Origin of the sequence: Streptomyces chartreusis NRRL 3882 (genome assembly GCF_900236475.1) — a bacterium.
In the GTDB taxonomy this organism is placed as follows: Bacteria; Actinomycetota; Actinomycetes; order Streptomycetales; family Streptomycetaceae; genus Streptomyces; species Streptomyces chartreusis_D.
In genome coordinates this window covers 2,921,159-2,938,145 of sequence record NZ_LT963352.1, presented here as the reverse complement: position 1 = coordinate 2,938,145, position 16,987 = coordinate 2,921,159, and the positions used below count along the sequence as shown (strand labels likewise).

At 66.7% G+C, this 16,987-nt stretch carries 7 protein-coding genes; all 7 read left to right on the top strand.

All coding sequences use genetic code 11. The features are described from left to right. Nucleotides 1-15: 15 nt before the first annotated feature. Nucleotides 16-1,119, top strand: coding sequence for a DGQHR domain-containing protein DpdB (dbpB, locus tag SCNRRL3882_RS12875; RefSeq protein ID WP_010040256.1), 1,104 nt, complete (start codon nt 16-18; stop codon nt 1,117-1,119). Nucleotides 1,120-1,960: 841 nt separating this feature from the next. Then, nucleotides 1,961-5,269: a protein DpdE gene (gene dpdE / locus SCNRRL3882_RS12870; RefSeq protein ID WP_010040255.1), complete on the top strand. Its 3,309-nt coding sequence runs from the start codon at nt 1,961-1,963 to the stop codon at nt 5,267-5,269. After that, the gene (gene dpdF / locus SCNRRL3882_RS12865) at nt 5,262-7,856 is read left to right on the top strand and encodes a protein DpdF (RefSeq protein WP_010040253.1); all 2,595 of its coding nucleotides are present in this window, start codon (nt 5,262-5,264) and stop codon (nt 7,854-7,856) included. Before dpdE ends, dpdF begins: the two co-directional genes overlap by 8 nt. After that, the gene (dpdG, locus tag SCNRRL3882_RS12860; RefSeq protein ID WP_029181197.1) at nt 7,856-8,746 is read left to right on the top strand and encodes a protein DpdG; all 891 of its coding nucleotides are present in this window, start codon (nt 7,856-7,858) and stop codon (nt 8,744-8,746) included. The genes dpdF and dpdG overlap by 1 nt, the downstream gene beginning before the upstream one ends. Next, nucleotides 8,739-11,777, top strand: a complete 3,039-nt coding sequence (gene dpdH, locus SCNRRL3882_RS12855) for a protein DpdH (protein WP_010040249.1) — start codon at nt 8,739-8,741, stop codon at nt 11,775-11,777. Before dpdG ends, dpdH begins: the two co-directional genes overlap by 8 nt. Continuing rightward, on the top strand, nt 11,774-12,460 hold the full coding sequence (locus SCNRRL3882_RS12850) for a hypothetical protein (RefSeq protein WP_010040246.1): 687 nt from the start codon (nt 11,774-11,776) through the stop codon (nt 12,458-12,460). The genes dpdH and SCNRRL3882_RS12850 overlap by 4 nt, the downstream gene beginning before the upstream one ends. Next, on the top strand, nt 12,457-16,971 hold the full coding sequence (gene dpdJ, locus SCNRRL3882_RS12845; protein WP_010040243.1) for a protein DpdJ: 4,515 nt from the start codon (nt 12,457-12,459) through the stop codon (nt 16,969-16,971). The genes SCNRRL3882_RS12850 and dpdJ overlap by 4 nt, the downstream gene beginning before the upstream one ends. Nucleotides 16,972-16,987: the final 16 nt, after the last annotated feature.

Below are 16,987 nucleotides of genomic sequence, written 5' to 3'. Positions count from 1 at the left end.
TGTCAGGAGATATGAATGGCCGACCGATATGAGCTGAGGCTTCCCGCCCTCGAAGTACGTCAAGGCAACCGAAAAATCTACTGCTTTGCCATCGACGGGAAGAAACTCCACAGCTTCGCCGCCGTCTCCCGCGTCCGCCGCGACGATGACAGCAACCTGAAGGGCTACCAGCGCCCCGAGGTCCTCAGCCATATCCGGGGCATCCGCCGCTACCTCGAATCCGAGGACGCCATGCTCCCCAACGCCCTCGTCCTCGCCTTCGACGACACCGTCCGCTTCGAAACCGGGGTCCGCCCCAACGCCGGCGTGGACTACTCCGTCCCCGGCGTCCTCGTCATCCCCGTCGACGAATCCCTCACCGACCAGGACAAGCCCGCCCTCATCGTGGACGGGCAGCAGCGAAGCGCCGCCATCCGCGACGCCGACCTCGTCGAATTTCCCGTCGCCGCCGTCGGATTCATCGCCGACAACCAAGAAGACCAGCGCTCGCAGTTCATCCTGGTCAACTCCACCAAGCCGCTACCCAAGGGCCTCATCCACGAACTGCTGCCCGAAACCAGCGGACACCTGCCCCCCGCATACGCCCGCAAGCGCCTGCCGGCCCAGTTGATGACCCGCCTCAACACCGACGGCCAAGGCCCCTTCTACGGCCGGGTAGCCAGCCCCACCTCACCCGACGGCAACATCAAGGACACCAGCCTGCTGCGCATGCTGGAACATAGCCTCTTCGAAGGCGCCCTCTACCAGTACCGCAATCCCGAAGATGGCTCTGGCGACGTCGAACGCATGCTGCTGCACCTGCGCTCCTTTTGGACCATCGTGAAGGAGACCTTCAGCGACGCCTGGAAACTCCCGCCCCGCCAATCCCGCCTTACCCACGGCGTGGGCATCCAGGCCATGGGCTTCGTCATGGACGCCCTCACCGACGGCATGCCTGCCGAAGACGTCGACTGCGATCAGGTCCGCAACGCTGTCCTCGGCCTGATGCCGGTGACCGCCTGGACCTCGGGCATGTGGCGCTTCGCCGAGGGCGAGCAGCGCCGATGGAACGGCCTGCAAAACACCCCCAACGACATCCGCCTGCTCACGGACCTGCTGGTCCGCACCGTACGGGGCTGACTACCTGATCGCGTTCGTCGTGCCCTCTCGGGCACGACGAACCGACTACACCGCACCTCCCGCCCATCGCCCCCACCCAGCGGTGGGCTTTGCTGCATGCCCGCGAATGGCCGAACGGGGCGATGCGAGGAACTCGTCGAGGAGTTGGAGGTTGCGGCGCACGTCCATTCAGGGGCAGCGTTCCCGGCGGTAAGCTCCGGCACGAGGGCGCGCCAGCGTAGGTCGAAGAGAACGCGGGTGCTTTTGCACCGGTAGGACAGCGGCCCACTTCACAGGCCAGCCGCTCTGCGGTGCACCGCTGTCCGCCATCCCCTGGTATGGCTGCCCGATCGACTCTCGTGGCCTCATCCCAGGCATGCCCCGGCGGATGGGGACCCGGCGACGGGCAGGATCCCGCCCGAACGTGTGTTGGTCCTGGGCGCCGCCCGCACCCACTGACCTTGCCCACCTGAAACGCGGCGACACCAGCAGGGGACTTCTCGCCCCGCTTGAGCGACACCCCAGCGTGCACCGCATCGACTCCTGCGCTAGTTGCCTCGAAGTTTGCGCACTCGCTCACGTGTACTGCATTGACCGGACCAACTGCATGCATTATGAAAGTTGAAGATCATTGTTATCGCGCGCTCGCCCTCTGCGCCCGGGAGGGGGTTCGGGGGGTAGTGGGCTGGTACAAGTCGTCTGGGGAGGGCGACGGTGGGAGGGCAGGCGCGAGCTTCCAGCAGGCGATCGGGGACTTCGTTACCTGGTGATCGCCGTGGAGCGGGCACCTACCCGGCGATTGTCGGTGGTGCGGTTTACGCTTCAACCGGCTGGATGTGAACGCCTTGTGAAGGAAGTTGCAATGTCAAGGCTAAGGGTGGGGGATTTTGTCCGCTTTGCCGGTTCTCCGGGAATGGGTCGAGTCGCAGCAGTTGAGGGGGAGAGTGTCCAGGTTGACTACTTCGAATCGATAGCGGAGCCCGTTGCCCACACGCAACGCATCGCTGCGCGCTTGTGCACGCCGGTGTCTTTGCCGGAGGAGACCCGTGTCTACCGGCGTGATCCCAGCACCGGCGTGTGGATCGTGGGCCGGGTGCGGGGGAGTGACCCCGGTGTGTATTATGTGCAGTTCCCCAACCATCCGGACGTGCACCTGCCGGTTCGAGCGGCGGAGTTGCACGTGCGCTGGGACCGGCCCGTAAAGAATCCGGTCGCGACCCTGGGAGCCGGCGGGAACGAGTCCGGTTACTTCCACGATGCCCGCTTGCCCATGCTGCACAGCCTCATTGCTCAGCGTGGGGCCAGTGGAAGCATCCCCGCGTTGCTGTCTTCTGCGGCGGAGATCTACCCCCACCAGGTGCAGGCCGCTTTGACCGTCCTGTCCGACCCGGTGCAACGCTACTTGCTGGCCGACGAGGTCGGGCTCGGAAAGACCATCCAGGCCGGCTACGTCATTCGTCAGACTCTGATCGACAACCCTCACGCGCGTGTTGTCGTCATGGCACCAGCGTCCTTGGTGAGGCAGTGGCGTGGGGAAATGCTTGAGAGGTTCTTCATCGATGACTTTCCCGAGGCGCGCATCACCTTCACCGCGCACGACACGCCGCACAAGTGGGCGGGCTATCGCGACGCCGACCTGCTTGTTGTCGATGAGGCCCACCTCCTCGTCCACGACATCACGGAGCCGACGCAATCGCCCTACCGTGAGCTGTGCGGCATCGCGCACACGGCCACGCGCCTCCTGCTGCTGTCGGCCACCCCGGTGACCTCTCACTACGTCACTCACCTGGGTCTGCTGCATCTGCTGGACGAGAAGCTGTACCGCTGGGACGACCGCGCCTCCTTCGAGGAGCGCTACCAGCGGCGTAAGGACCTTGCCGACGGCGTGTTTCAGTTGGACGCCTATTTCCCCACGCTGCTGCCGATGACCATCGATAGCCTGCGGGAACTCCTGCCGTCCGACGAGCGCTTTGAGGCATTGGCCACCGATGTGCTGGCTCTCCTCAACGACGATGACGAGTTGGCAAACGAGGATCAGGCCCCAGAATTGGTCCTGCGAGTCGAGGCTTTGAGGGCTCATCTCAGCGAGACCTATCGCCTACACCGACGGGTCATCCGCCACCGCCGCGCCTCCGTGCTGCGCGACGACGAAGAGACGGAGCTTGTGCCTTATGAAGTGAGAGGACGCACCCGTCCGCGTCTGCTCGCGGTGGATTTTGGCGAGCACCACCTCGGTCAGGCGCTGCTGCTGGAGTGGCGCACGCTGATCGCCGACCACTTGGTAGACACCGCGGCCGACGACACTCAGCACTCGGCCTACGCCATGGCGCTGGCGGTGCTTGCCTCTCGGGCCGGCGGCCTGATGGAAGACCTGCTGTGCGCGCTGCGTTGGCGCACACACGGCGATCGACAAGCCGCCGACCGAGCCGGACTGACCGAGCAGGAGCGACTCCTGCTTGCGGCACCGGCAACCCTTTCCCGGGAAAGAAAACTGGGGGAGACCTACAGCAAGCAGCGCGCTGACTTGCCTCGCACCGCCGCACCCACGGCCCTGACCAAAGCATTGCTGCCAGTCGTGCGTCCCGGAACCAGGGCGGTGATCTTCTGCGGCCCGGGAACCTTGGCCGCCCAAGTAGCGGCAGCGCTCAGCGCCCAGGCCCCCGACGCTGTGGTGGGCCTGCACACCACAGCCACCAGCGCGGACGCTTGCGAGCAGGTCGTGCAGACCTGGCGTACTTCGCAGAACGCCGCCCTGTGCCAGGTGCTCGTCGCTGACGCCTCGGCTGAGGACGGGTTGAACCTGCAGGTTGCAGACGTGGTGGTACACGTGCGGCTGCCGTGGTCCCCTAACCGCCTGGAACAGCGGATCGGACGGGTGGATCGCTACCGGGGGGTGGAATCGCTGCGGCAGAACCGACCGGCGCAGCAGTTCCGCATCGGCGATCGCGAAGGGAACGAGGCGTTCTGCGGGGCCTGGGCGAGCCTGCTCCACGAGGGATACGACCTGTTTACCGCGTCCGTCTCGACCCTGCAGGACACCATCGCTGAAGGGCTGACCCGCGTGTGGCGCCAGGCCCTCGACGACGGTCCCGCGGGGCTGACGACCCTGGCGCCCAGCGTGCGCGAGGAACTGCGCCAGGCCAAGCGGGACATCGACACCATGGACATGCTGGAGTCCATACACGAGACGTCTGAACAGGCCCGTCAGACCACGAGCGCGCTCGATCGCCTGGAGCAGGACTGGCGCCGCCTGCGTGAGAGCCTGGTGCACTACGCCGATGACGGCAGTGGCGGACTGCGTTTTCGGCATGACACACGCACCGTCGCCGGCCACCAGCGTGACCGGTTCGACGTTGCCTCCTCGCATCCGCTGATCGACCCACGGCGCTACAAAGCAGCCGCCGAACGCATTCATCCCCACATGGCCCAGGGTGTCTTCAACCGCTCCACTGCTCTGCGCGCCCCGGGAACCCGGCTCTTCCGCTCGGGCAACCCGTTCGTGGACATGCTCGCCGACATTGTCTTCGCCGACGAACGCGGTCAGGCGACGGCCTTCCGGCGCTTTGACCCCACCTGCCGTACAGGAGATGAAGCCTACTTCGGGCTCGAGTACCTCGTGGAAGCCGACATCAGTGCCGCTCTGCGGCGTGTCGCCGACGTGCCCGAGGCCGGGCGAGCCCTGCGACGCCAGGCTGACCGACTGCTTCCCCCGTTCACCCGCAAGGTGTGGGTGCCTGCCGGGCACCATATCGCTCTGACTGACCCGAAGGCCTGCGCCTGGCTGGATGCTCCCTATGGCAGGCGAGGAGATCAGAACTACAACGTCAAGAACCACGGCGAACTGGTCGCCGTGTTCGGAGGCTGGCAGGAATACCGACAGACAGCAGAAGCAGCCGAGCAGGTGGCCCGTGCCCACCTGGTCCAGGCAACCGACCTGATGAGCAAGTGCGCTAAGGCGCAGGAGCAGGCACAGCAGCAACTCGCGATCGCGACCGCGCAGGCGCAGGCACGCAGTGCGGCCGGCCACCTGCTGGGCGACACCGAAAGCTACCTGCTGGACGTGGCCGTGGGACGGGATCTGACGGAGGCACTGAGCCGCCCTTCGATACGCGTGGTCGCCGCCACCTGCATCGTGCGCGGGGGATACCGGACGGTGAAGCACGATGGGTGATCTGTGGGCGCACGCCCAGGAACTATTTACGGCCTGGCCCCAGGTGCCGACGACGACGGCCACCGGCACCCTGCGGCGACTGGAAGACGCCTTGGCCGACCGGGCCGCTCATCGCGCAGACGCGGTCGGCTGGTGCGACATCGCAGCCCTCACCCGGCAGGTACTGCTGGAGGTTGCCGTCCGGGGAAACAACGCTGGACTGGAGGTTCCCCTGGATCCCGCGTTGCCCAGCCGCGAACAGTGGGAACAGATGGCGTGCCGGACACTGCCGACCACACGGGGATTGCGGGTCTTCGCCTTGCCGTGGCACCCACGGGAGTTGACGCCCGAAGCACAAGAAAGCGCCCGGGAGGACCTGAAGCAGATCTATCTCGGGGTGGACTCACCGCATCGGCGACACCTCGAACCCCGGCCGGCCGACCCCTATTGGGCAGAGGCCCTCGGCTACACCGAGTACGTCTCCGTCGGGCAGCAACAAGCCGCGCGAGCCGTTGCCCTGGCTCCTGCCGGCAGCACGACGATCGTGTGTCTGCCCACCGGACACGGCAAGACCGCGGTGGCCCAGGCCTCGGCCCTGTTGGCCGGTGCCCGCGGGGGAGTGTCCATCGTGGTCGTCCCCACGGTCATTCTTGCCCTGGACATGGAGGCTAGAACGCAGGCCACCCTTGAACGGCAGGGCAGAGGGAGCCCGACCGGCCGTTATGCCTACACCGGCGGCATGCCGGAGGAGGTCAAGCGGCAGATATGCGACGACGTCCGCACCGGTCGCCAACGCCTGCTATTCGCCTCCCCCGAAGCGGTGGTGACGGCGCTGAAGAAGCCCTTGGAGGACGCCGCCGAAGCCGGACTGCTGCAGTACTTCGTCATCGACGAGGCACACCTGGTCGAGCAGTGGGGCACCGGCTTTCGGCCCGAATTTCAGACGATGGCCAGCCACCGGCGTACCTGGCTGCGCAAGGCCCCCCAGGACCAGGCGCCGGTGACGGTGGCGATGAGCGCCACCCTCACCCACCAGCAGGTCAGCCTTCTGGAGCAGTTGTTCGCCGAGGAAGGGCAGGCCCAGGTGGTGTGGGCCTCTCAACTCCGGCACGAGCCCAGCTACTACGTCGACACCTGCCCCGACGAGCAGAGCCGGAACGAAGCCGTCATCGACGCAGTCGCCATGCTGCCTCGGCCCTTGGCGCTCTACACCACTCGGGTCAAGGACGCTGCCGACTGGGCTGAACGGCTCCGCCAGGCCGGCTTCCGCCGCGTCACCCAGGTCACCGGAAAGTCCACCGACGACCAGCGGCGGCAGGCTCTCGAAGGCTGGGCGGGCTCGACCCCCGACGGGCCTGAGCCCACGCGCTTCGACGTGGTCGTGGGCACCTCGGCCTTCGGCCTGGGAGTTGACCTTGCCGACGTGCGTACCGTGGTCCACGCCTGCCTCCCGGAGACCACGGACCGCTACTACCAGGAGGTCGGCCGCGCCGGGCGAGACGGACATCCCTGCATCGCCTACATGGCCACCGCTCCCGGGGACGAGGCGCTGGCCGAAAGCCTCAACCGCAGCCCGCAATTGACGGCCGAGCGTGCCTGGGCCCGGTGGCGGGCCATGTGGGTGGGGCGCACTCCCACCGACAGCGGCGCCCACCGGCTCAGCCTCGAGGCCCTGCCTGCCGACATGCCCGAAGGTTTCGGCCGGCACCGCAGTTGGAACGAACGCATCCTCAACTTCATGGTCAGAGCCGGCCTCATCAAGGTGACCATCCCCGAACCGCCACAGCGTAGCGAGAAGGAAACCGACGCGGCCTGGCAAGGGCGCCTCGACGCGTTCTACACGTCCCTGGGGAAACAGTTCGACGTCTTCCTTGCGGATGGGCAGACTAACGACCGCGCCTACTTCCTGCAGCGTTTCAACGACGTCCGCCGGCTCATCATCAACGACCAACGTGACGCCGCCGGCCGGCTGCGAAGGATTTTGCGCAGCGACCGCTGCTGGGGCGAGGCACTGGCTGACCACTACCGCGTGCCCTACCGCGGAGGTGTTCTGACCACGGGAGTCACCTGCCGCGGGTGCCCGCCCTGCCGTAAGCAGGGCCCGCCGCGGACCGCCCCGGAGGGCTACTACCGACTCGCGGTCGAGCCCTGGCCTGCCGTGCCGTCGTGGCCGAGCCGACGCGAGGACCCCCTGAGGCGGTTCCGCGGTGACCTGCCGTGCCTTTCCATCTACTGGGAAACCGAGCAGGAGTTCACCGACCTGGTGCCCGAACTGCTCGAGCGGCTGGCCGTGCGGGGAATGTCGGTGGTCGGCGGTCCGGGACTTGCCCGCCTCGCCACTCGACGACTGCAACGCGACGTGCGCCCCCGCCCCCTCATCCTGGACAGGGACGAGGACCTCCTGGGCCGCTACACCAACCCGATGGTCTGGCTGCTCGACTCTTCCGCCTCCCACATGGGAGACGATCTGGCGATGCGGTTCGATTCCCAGGATGTAACGTACCTGCTGCATCCACGGTCTTTGGCGCACCCGGATCGCCCTGACACCCCACTTGTTGCAATCCACCGCGCCCATTTGTGGGTGCGTACTGCCTTGGAGTCGTTCTAGTGGCCCTGTTGCTTGCGGAATCTTCGATACCACCTTTCATGTGGGCCGTCGTTCGTCTTCTTGCCGCAGAGCGAAAGCCGCTGCCGACGGATCGCGCGCGGGCTCTTCTGGCTCCCCCCTCCCTGACCGAGGGCAAGGAGAACAAGACCTTCGACCAAGCCCTGCGCAGCCTGCGCGAGTTGCAGATGGTCGCCGTTGACGAAGGCCGACTCTCGCTCGCCGGACACGCCAGCGACCTCGACGGCACGGACTTCCCCTCCTTCAGTTGTGCCCTGCGCCAGGCTGTCTTGGCCGGTGAACTCAATGCCGGTCTGGCCGACGACGCAGGACAGACCGGTTCGCGCGACCTCACCCGAATTCTCGTGTGGTTTCTTTCCCGGGATCCTCTCGACGAGCCGGCCACCTGGGAGATCGCCCAACGCGAGCAGTCCATCGACCTCAACCCTGAAGCGGGGACTGCGTCGCGAAACGACACGCGCTGGAACCGTTTCGTGCACTGGGCGCCGGCCCTGGGCCTGGCTGCTGCCCCCTTGCTGTCAAGCAGCGGAAAGGGCCCCCTGCTTCCGGACTGCACAACAGCCGTCAAGCAGTCGGTGCAAAGGCTGTGGGCTGTCGGGGAACGAGTCAACGCCGTCGACGCTGCCCGAACCCTGCGCAGTGCCCTGCCGGTCCTGCCGGGTGGGGACTACGCCAACGCCCTGGGCATCCCCGACCCGGGCGCGCAGTCAGCAGGGCCGGCCCTGTCCTACGCCCTGCTGCGAGGCGAAGACGAGGGCTGGCTCATCCTGCAGCAGGACGCCGACGCGCAGCGCGTCTTGACCCTTCATGACCCCGACCGTCCGTCGCACTACGTGTCCGACATCGTCATCTCGGAGGACCAGCATGGCTGACTTCCGCGGCTTCCTGTGCTGGACGCCCGAAACCGCGGCCGCGACGATCAATACCGAGGCGGTCAGTCCCTCTCGTGCGGTCTTCCTGGCCACGCATGCGCCGTTGCGTATTCGCCGGGCCGGCCTGGACGGGCGTGCCATCGTCTCTGACGGCCCCCTCATTGACGAGAAGACCGTGCTGAAGGACTTCCTGTCGCTGCAGTCCGACACCGGCGCGCTCCTGTTGCCGGTCGTCGGTGACTCCGGGACCGGAAAGTCGCACCTGGTGCGCTGGGTGCGCGAGAACCTGCCCGCCTCGGACAAGTACAAGATCATCTATCTGGAGAAGGCCAAGACCAGCCTGCGCGCTGTGATCGACGCCCTCCTCGCCGACGCGGACAGTGGCGCGCTGGCTCAGTTGCGCGCCGACATCCACCGGTTCACCGACGGTGTGGACGCGGCCACTTTGAGCAGGCGCCTGGTGAATGCCCTCAGCGAGGCCCTGGCCGCCACGACGGCCCGTGACGTACCTCAACACGCCCGTCCGCTTGCCGGTCCCCGCGGCTTGACGGTCGTCCTGCAAGACCCCCACGTGAGCGCCTTCATGCTCGGACAGGGGAAATTCATTCCCCGACTGGCGGAACAACTGCTTCAAGACCGCGCAGATGGTGAGCCCGACCGCCCGATGGCGTTCACCATGGAAGACCTCCCCACCGACCTGCTGGATCTCCACCGCGCCGCCCAGGTCACAATCAAGCTGATCAATGCGATCTCCGGCAACACACAACTGCAGCAGGCCGCTGTCGACCTGCTGAACCAGCATCTGGAAGCAGCTGTCAAACGGGTGGCGAGCCTGGGAGCTGGCCGCCTGCAGGACGCCATGCTGCAGGTGCGACGCGAGTACGCCCGCAAGGGCAAAGAGATCATCCTGCTCATCGAGGACTTCGCGCTGATCCAAGGCGTGCAAAGAGATCTCCTCGATGCGGTCATCGAGGCCGCCAACCGCTACGGCAGCACCACCCTGGCCCCCATCCGCACCCTCATGGCGGTCACCACGGGCTACTTCAGCGACCTTCCGGAGACCGCACTCACCCGTGTGCGGGCCACCGCTGGCTACGTCTACAACCTCAACGTCTCCTTCACCAGGGACGACCGGGGCGAATCCGAGATCACCTCTTTCGTCGGACGTTATCTCAACGCCGCCCGGGTCGGGCGGGACGCCCTGGAGAACGCGGGCGAGCAACAGGTGCCCAATCCCTGTGAGACCTGCTCCCTGGTCTCCCGATGCCATGAGCAGTTCGGGGCCACCTCCGAGGGCTTCGGCCTGTATCCGTTCAACCCGTCTGCCCTGGTCCGCACCATCCACGCGACGGCTCCGCGCAACGACCCCTATGCGTTCGTCCCGCGCACCGTGCTCGGCAGCGTGATCCGTCCTGTCCTGGTCGAGCATGCCGGCGCACTCAAAGAAGGCACCTTCCCCGACGCCCGTTTCCGCACGCAGTTCCCCACTGCGGACATCGACGAGCCGCTCTCCACCGGCGTACAGGAAGTCGTAGAGGCAGAGGACCCTCTCGACGCCGACCGCCGGAAGATCGTCCTGGAGTTCTGGGGCGGAGCCCCCGACCACGCCGGCGCGCTGCCGTCCGCAGTCCTAGAAGCCTTTGACCTGGAAGCCCGTACCTTCTCCGGGACCAGCGTAATTCCCCGGCAGCCGGTCAAGGTGCAGGCGACGGAGCCGGTCAAGCAGACGACCAAAACAAATCCCTTCACCACGGACAAACTCCCTCCCTCTCTGCAAGCCAAGGTCAATGCGGTGGAGGACTGGCTCAGACGAGAACACGTACTGCAGCAGGCCGTGGCCAGCGAGTTGCGCACCGTCATCGCCACCGCCGTCGCGCAGCGCTTCCGCTGGGTCAATCCTTTGATGCGGGAACAGTCACAGGCGACGATCCGCTCAGCCTGGCCTTCCAATGCACGTGTGGTCTCGATCGAAGGCGCAACGGAGAACGTGCAGGGCGCGGACGCAGCGCCGATCCGGTTCAAGCGAACGGCACGCAACAGCCGTTACCTGCAAAGCGTGCTGCTGCTGAAGAACGGCCAGCCCGCCGAGCGAGCCGAACATGTACGCCGGCTGAGCACAGAATCCGACCGCTACACGGCGTCACTGACCACCGCGCTGCAGAAGAACCTGCAGATCACCGATGACGACTTGGTCCTCGGATTGCGCGCATCCCTGATCGGCGCCGCTCTGGCCGGGCTGGCGTGGCCTGGCATGGACGAGGCCGAACTGCTTGCCGCCGCATTCGCCGACGGGCGCTCCTGGGCGCGTGAGGACGCCGCATCGCGCGATGATGCGTGGAATCGGACCCTGGAGGGCCACCTTCAGCACAGGACCCCCCTCGTCGAGCGGCTCCGCGACGCCCTGGGCGTGGCCCAAGGCGACGGCAAGCCCCGGCTGATCGACGCCGCGAGGGCGCTGCCGCTGCTGCGCCGAGCGACAGCCCAGTGGGACTGGCAGGTGACAGGATCGGACGTACCGGAGTGGGTGAAGAAGGCCGTCAAGTCCTTCGCCAACTGGACGGACCTGGTGAAGGCGCAGAATGCGTCACTGCGCCGGCAGTTGGACGACATACGCCGACACCATCCGCGGGGCACAACCGGGCAGCAGGTTCTGGCCGCCGTGCGCGATGCACTCCTTGCGGCCGAGGACGCCAGCATCCCGGTGCCCCGGGCCACGCGGACGGGTATCACCGACCTTCTCTCGCGGGCGCAGGACGTCGACTGGAAGATCCTGAACCAACTCGAGGACGATCTCCTGCGGGCGGAGGAACCGGAGGCTTCCGACGCGGCGCGCATCACGGCGGCAGTGCGTGACCGAGGGGTCGCCCCCCAGGTGGTCCGTGCCCTGCTGCAGGCCAGCGATGCGTGGCTGACCACCGCTTTGGAGCACGCTGCATCCCGCACCAACTCCCATGGCGATGAGGCGGCCAGGGGTGTCCAGGAACTTTTGACCGAGTGGCGGTCGCTGAGCGCACCGGAGGAGGACCGATGAGCGCGCCCCTGTCCGTCTTGCAAAAGGCCGAGCGCCTGCAGGCGGAGGCACGCCGACTCAACGACGGAGAGAAGGGAGAGGAGGAGGCCCGGCGCATCAGCGAACGCATCAGCGTCCTGCACAACCAGTTGATGGCCCTGCAGCGACGCCTTCGCATAGCCCGCTCCTTGATGGCCCAGCCGGCAGCTGGCGACATCGACCTCTCTGGGCTCGACACGGGTCTAGCAGCGTTCACCCGCCAGTGTGAGGGCGGACTGCCTCCCAACGCGGCCTTCACCAGGGCCTCGACAGCTGTGCAAAAGGTCGCCGATCGCATAGCCCATGACAGCCAGGAAGCATGGCGGCAGTGGACGCAAGCCCAACTGGCGGCCTTGCAGATGGCGCGGCAGGCCATGCTCTCCCTGCAGGACCAGGCACGGGCCAAAGCACTGCACCAGGACCTCACCAAGACTGCTCGCGCCGACGTCGACGCAGCCGTGATCACTCTGTTCGCCAACGCACACGCCGAACTGGCTGAGTTGCTCGACAGCGCGCCACCGCCGCCGGAAGGACTGCAGATGCTCCTGGACCGCCTGGCCTCCGGCACCGCCCTGCTGCTCAGCGACATCACGGACGAGGAGATCGCGCTGCTGCGTCGTGTCGATCTCGACGCCGACCTGGAAGTCCGCAGGAGGCGCACGTGATCACACCGTCCCGTGCCCGTTTCTACAACCACGTCCTCAACGCGCTCGAGGACCGCGAGTTGCCCCTTGTCTCCTGGGGCATCACCGATGGAGCCCTGACCGAGAGTGAAGTCCTCGAGGTCATCGATCTCTGCCTGCCCGACGCCCCGAGGGAGGTGGCAGGCATATCGAGCGAAGAGCTGCTGTATGAATTCCGCGATCGTGCCTGGCTGTTCAAGGTGCCGGACACCTCGCCCCCGCAATATCGCACGCGACTGGCCGAAACCGTCCGTCTGGCAACGCAGTTGCGGCAACTCTTCCCCTGGCAGGCCCGCGATGAGGCGGCGCAGTGGTGGCAGAGCGGTAAGCGACTCGTGGCCGACTACCGCCTGCACACCGCGCCGCGCCGTTATCCCCAGCGCAATATCCCCGCGGCGACCGCGTTGAAGGAACTCGCCACTCTGGCTGGCTGGGGCCGCCTTCAGCACCTCGTGGCCCAGGCCCACATCGGGCCCCGTAACCTAGCCCGCTTTCAGGTCGACGCCACCGCGGCGGTGACCAGTGCGCTGCAACGTCCGCACTCCAGCGGTGTGATCGTGGGGGCTGGCACCGGTAGCGGCAAGACGCTGTCTTTCTACCTGCCGGCTTTCGCTGCCATGGCCGAGCGTGCTCGACCGAATAGCTTCCGCCTGCACACGCTGGCGCTGTATCCGCGCAAGGAATTGCTGCGCGATCAGTTGCGGGAGGCGCTGAGCACTGCCCGCTCGCTGGAGCCCACCCTCCAGGGCTCCGGGCGCCGGCCGTTTCGACTAGGGGCCCTTTACGGAGACACGCCCTACGACCATGAGGACGACCGGCTCAAGCCTGGCGCAAGCGGCCGCACTGCCTGGAAACGGACTCGAGAGGGTGCCGTCTGCCCTTACTTGACCTGTCCTGCGTGTGAGCGCGGCGAACTCCTCTGGCGTGATCTTGACCGTCGCGGCAATAGGGAGCGACTGGTCTGCCTTGCCTGCCGGGCCAGCATTCCGGAGGGCAGCCTTGCTCTGACCCGTCAATCCCAGCAAGACGCGCCCCCTGACCTGCTTTTCACTACGACCGAAATGCTCAACCTGAACAGTGCCGGAGGCGGGCTTAGCCGACTGCTGGGCTGGCAGGGAGGCGCGGTCCCGTCCCTGGTCCTGCTTGATGAGGTGCACACCTACTCCGGGATTCACGGAGCCCAGACCGCTTTGTTGCTGCGCCGCTGGCAGCAGGCCGTCCGCAAGCCGGTCGCTTTCGTCGGTCTAAGCGCCACCCTGCGCGACGCCGGTACGTTCTTCGCTCGCCTGGTGGGACTGCGCGACAGCCATGTCGAGTACATCCAACCCGCCGACGACAGCATGGATGAGGAGGGGCGCGAGTACGCGCTTGCGTTGCGCGGCGATCCGATCGCCGGCAGCAGTCTGCTGTCGACCTCCATCCAAGCCGCCATGCTCTTTGGACGCATGCTTGACCCGGAAGAAGACGCCGCACTGTACGGGGCTACCGGGTTTTTGTTTACCGACGACCTGGATGTCACCAACCGCTTCTACGACGACCTGCGGGACGCTGAGGGAGGACAGAACCGCTACGGTCAACCGGGTCGGAAACCAGCCCTGGCCGCGTTGCGCGCTTCAGCACGCGCCCATCACCAAACCCGTTACCGCGACGGCCAATCGTGGGACCTGATGGAAAAGATCGGCCACGTCCTCGCGCCGGGAGCTGGTCACCATGCGCTGCGGATAGCGCGCACGTCCTCCCAGGACGTCGGAGTGGATCTGCAGGCAAATCTGACGGTGGCGACCGCCTCGCTCGAAGTCGGTTTCAACGACCCGCGCGTTGGGTTGGTACTGCAGCACAAGGCTCCCCACGACGCGGCGGCCTTCATCCAGCGACGCGGCCGGGCCGGGCGTCTGCGCGCCATGCGCCCCGTCACGGTGATCACTCTGTCCGACTACGGCCGGGACCGGCTGGCCTACCAGGCCTACGAGACGCTGTTCCAGCCGGAAGTGCCAGCACGTCACCTTCCGGTCAACAACCGCTTCGTCATCAAGATTCAAGGAACGCAGTCGCTGCTGGACTGGGCAGGACGCAAACTGCGCTTTCACCATCCGTGGGCCGACCCCAGGACGCTGTTGACCGCACCAAAGGCGGCAAAGGCCCACGATAAGAACAAAGCGGCCCGCCAGGACTTGGCGCAGGTGTTGGAGAGCCTCTTGACCACTCCTGCTCTCCAGGACGATCTGGCGCGCCATCTCAGAGCGGCACTGCAGTTGACCGCTGACGAAGTGCAAGCCTTGCTCTGGGAGGAGCCGCGCTCTTTGTTGCTCAGCGTGGTTCCCACCGCTGTACGCCGGCTGAAGAACAACTGGCAGACCCTCCAGGAGAAGGATCCCGGCGCCGAGCCCCGTGCCATGCTTCCGGAGTTCGTGACACGGACGCTGTTCGATCCGCTCAACGTGCCCGAGGTCGGACTGATCCTTCCCTTCGCTTCGCGCACTACCGCCAGCAGCGCCGAGCAGGACAGCAGCGACGAACTGCTGCCGATCGCCAGGGCTCTGAGGGAAGCCGTACCCGGCAGGGTCAGCCGCCGCTACGGCTACCAGCGTGACGACCACCGCACCTGGCTCCCCATCCCTCCAATCGGCCAGGACACCCTGGAACTGGACGACAGCCTTGTACCAGGCCCGACGCTCGAAGGCCGCTGGTCCCCCCCGGGGCAGGACCCGGCAGGTCTGGTCGTACTGCGCCCGCATCGTCTGCAGCTCAGCGAGCCTCCCAAGGAGGTCGCCGACCGGTCACAGGGATTTCCTCTTTGGGCCTCACAGATCGTTGTCGATGCAGGCACTCAGCCCCTGCCAGGTGACGTTCCCCGCCCCTCGTCGTGGGAACACCGCATCACCTCCGTCGGCTTCGCCCTGCACGCGGCAGGCAATCCGATCGAGGTGCGCCGCATAACTGCCGGCTCGCGCTTTGAGGTGAGCTACGACACAGGCACCACGGATGCCCGCACCGTGCGCTACACCCGCAACGGAGAACCGGCCGCGCTCGGCTTCCGGCTGAACGTGGACGCAGCCTCCTTCACCCTCGCCCCCCTGGACACCACGCATCCCGAGGTCACGCGCTACCTCACGTCGCCCCAGTGGCGCACCATGGCCTACTTCCAGGCGGTGGCAGACGATCCAGCGCTGGGGAAGGTGACCAACCAGTTCCAGCGCGGCTGGCTAGCGCTGGTGTACCTGACGTCATTCTCTCTGCGCGGCCTGAGCGACGACGCTCCCGACCCGTCGTCGATCCGCTCCAGTCTTGCTGACGGCAGTTGGCGCAACGACCTGGCGGAAATCCTCAGCGTGCTCTACCGCGACGAGCACACAGGCAAGCCCGCCCACAGCAACGAACGTCTCATCGCCACGCTCACCGAACTCAGCGACGTGCCCGCTGTCATCGACGCCCTGGACCGGGCCGGACAATTGCTGGTGGCTTCAGACGTTGCCATCCGCAGCGCCGACCTCGCACGGCGCGCCTACACAGATACCGTGGCCGCGGCCATTCTCGCCGCAGTACTGCGCGCTTGCCCGGACGCCCAGGACGGCGACTTGATCGCGGACGTAGTCTCCGCAGCCAAGGATGGGGATCCGTCCGTGGTGTGGCTGAGCGAAACCTCCATCGGCGGTCTAGGTGTGATCGAACAACTGTCCCGCTATTATGCCGAGGACCCGCGGCGTTTTTGGCGTCTGGTTGAGACGGCTCTGACCCCCAACGACTATGAGTACGTCGACACCACCGTGACCCGACTCCTGCGCCACGTGACGGCCGAACCGACCGGAGTCGCAGCACGGGCCATGGCAGTTCTGCGGGCCCACACTTCCGCTGCCGGATCCAGCCAAGCGCTCACCGATCTTCGCAACGCTTGGAGCAGACTCGACGGTCCGCCGCGGCACAGTGCCGTGGCAGCGTTGTCCACCCGGCTGCTCCGTCCCGGCAGCAGCCCTACCACCGACGCCAGCGCGCTGGCTTTGATCGAGGGGTGGCAGGCCCTGGAGCGTCGCTTGGGCGTGGAAGTCGACGCCCGCGTTATTGCCTACGCCGTCGGTTCCGGGCGTCTGCCCACCGGCCCTGGCCCGCGCCTGTCGGCCGACCAGGCCTTCAGCCTGCTGTGGCCGCGTGGCCGCGATGCCCGCACCCACCACCTTCAGCACTACCAGCCCTACCTCGACCGTCCTCCCGTCCTGGACCGCCTCCTGGCCGCCGCCGCGCACGATGAGCAACTGCCGCGCATCGACGTCACCGAAGAGGGCTGGGAGCAGCGCTATCAAACCGCGATAGCCCAGCATGCCGCCGTGGAGTTGACAGCCGACACGAACGCTGCGACGGCCCTGTCTGACGCCATCGCCCGGGTGCCGGCTTTGACGGTGGACCGGGACGTCCTGCGCCTGTACGGAGAGATGCAAGGAATGAGCCGTGACGGCCAGCAGTGGCGCGTGCGGGTGGACATCCGGGAGGCGACACAGTGAGTCGACTCGAGCGCCC